Raw genomic sequence first — 2,034 nt, forward strand, 5'->3', positions numbered from 1 at the left:
TAAGAGACAGGATAACAGCTTCATTCCAAAGCCGGTTCCCTGACCGTTCGGGTTACTCCCACTTGAACTCTCGACCCAAAGTAGGTGAATTTCCTTTGAGCCGTCGGGTGCGGATCCAAGTGACCACGAACCCTCAACACCTCCATCTTTGCGCGCGACCGCGCCATACTTCGCCGAATTCGGAGTAAGCTCGTGCCAAATTAGTCCGAGATCGAAGCAGAACTCAGCGGGCACCGCCAGATCACGACCTGATACATGCACTTTTTCAGAAAACGCTTCGAAAACGTCCTCAGCGAGCGCGGTGATACTCGTCTTGCATGCCTATCCGCTTAGTTCCGGCACGATTTGCGGGCTGGCGTCCCGGGAGTTGGTGTAGGAGACGGGGCGGCGGCGTTGTGCGGAAGGAGCCCGTAGGGCGTCTGGAGAGCAACGCCGCGTAACGTCCTTTTCCCCAAGGCGTCCACAGCGGCGCCCAGACGGGATCGGTCATGGGCCGACTCGCTGTTTGTTCGGGTTTGCAAGCTCGAACCAACGGAAGATCGAATCCCATGACCATCGACAGAATGGCCTTGAAGGCGTTGCTTGAGAAGGGCTCAGACAACGATCTCCTCAGGGAGATGATTGCCTTCGTGGCGTCGCGCATGATGGACGCCGAAGTCGAGGGCCTGACCGGAGCCGGCCACGGCGAACGCTCCGCCGACCGGACAAACCAGCGCAACGGCTACCGTACGCGAGACTGGCACACCGGCGTCGGCACGGTCCCGGTGCCCATCCCGAAGCTGCGCAAAGGCTCGTATTTCCCCTCGTTTCTGGAGCCTCGACGTGCCGCCGACAAGGCGTTGGTCGCGGTGATCCAGGAAGCCTACGTGCACGGCGTCTCGACGCGATCGGTGGACGATCTCGTCAAGGCGATGGGCATGACCGGCATCTCGAAGAGCCAGGTCTCGCGCCTGTGCGAGGATATCGACGGCCGCGTGAAGGAGTTCCTCAACCGTCCGATCGAGGGCCATTGGCCGTATGTGTGGATCGACGCCACCTACGTGAAGACCCGGGAGGGCGGTAGGATCGTCTCCGTTGCCACGATAGTGGCTGTGGGCGTCAATACGGACGGCCGCCGCGAGGTGCTCGGCACAGCCATCGGGCCATCGGAGGCCGAGCCGTTCTGGACCCAGTTTCTGCGCTCTCTGACGGGGCGTGGCCTGCGCGGCGTCAAGCTGGTCATCTCCGATGCGCACGAGGGTATCAAGGCGGCAACGAAGAAAGTGTTCCATGCCTCATGGCAGCGCTGCCGCGTGCACTTCATGCGCAACGCTATGGTCCACGCCGGCGTCAAGAGCCGCGCCATGGTCGCCGCCGCCATCCGCACTGCATTCGTGCAAGAGACCGAGGAGGGCGCGCGCGCAGAATGGCGGACCGTCGCCGACCGCCTGCGTGCAAAGTTCCGCAAGCTCTCCGAGTTGATGGACGGCGCCGAGAACGAGGTGCTCGCCTACATGGCCTTCCCGAAGAGCCACTGGAGCCAAATCCACTCGACCAATCCGATCGAACGCCTCAACCGTGAGATCAAGCGGCGCACCAACGTCGTTTCGATCTTCCCCAACGAGGCGGCGATCGTGCGCCTTGTCGGCGCGATCCTCCTGGAGCAGAACGACGAGTGGGCGGTGAGCCGGCGCTACATGAGCCTGGAAACTCTGGCCGGCCTGAGCGATGATCCGACCGTCACGGCCATTCCGGCCGATTGACCCCGAGCATCAGCGCTCGGAACATGCCGACACTCCTACACCACGACCCGGGGCACTACCTAATCGGATCCGAGCGCAAACTGCACATCCGCATTCAAGCTGACCAGCTTCGCCGACATGACCATGTTGGCACTCCACTCACCGAAAAACACGGTGACCTTGTCGTCCAATCCGAGACCGCCCCATTCGACGTCATGGAGCATGTTGCCCATTCGGCCCTTGGCCTTGGGCAGTTTGCCCTGGCGGTATTGCTCGAGCAGTTTGGCCTCGTCGCCCTCGTAGATAGTGACCA

The 2,034-nt window shown here is 61.9% G+C and carries 1 protein-coding gene and 1 pseudogene; one reads left to right on the forward strand and one right to left on the reverse strand.

What is annotated here, in order from left to right; genetic code table 11:
* Positions 1–548 precede the first annotated feature (548 nt).
* Positions 549–1,742 (forward strand): IS256 family transposase, encoded by a 1,194-nt coding sequence (locus ACSLE4_RS06995; RefSeq protein WP_435903760.1) that lies wholly within the window; start codon positions 549–551, stop codon positions 1,740–1,742.
* A 59-nt stretch (positions 1,743–1,801) separates the two neighbouring features.
* On the opposite strand, the pseudogene ACSLE4_RS07000 reads toward ACSLE4_RS06995, so the two are convergent.
* Positions 1,802–2,034 (reverse strand): annotated as a pseudogene (locus ACSLE4_RS07000) (hypothetical protein); the annotation flags it as partial.

Source organism: Methyloceanibacter sp. (genome assembly GCF_051306395.1).
Classification (GTDB): Bacteria; Pseudomonadota; Alphaproteobacteria; order Rhizobiales; family Methyloligellaceae; genus Methyloceanibacter.

Coding starts and splice junctions, on each gene's coding strand:
- ACSLE4_RS06995 (WP_435903760.1), top strand. CDS start 549: ATGACCATCGACAGAATGGCCTTGAAGGCGTTGCTTGAGAAGGGCTCA.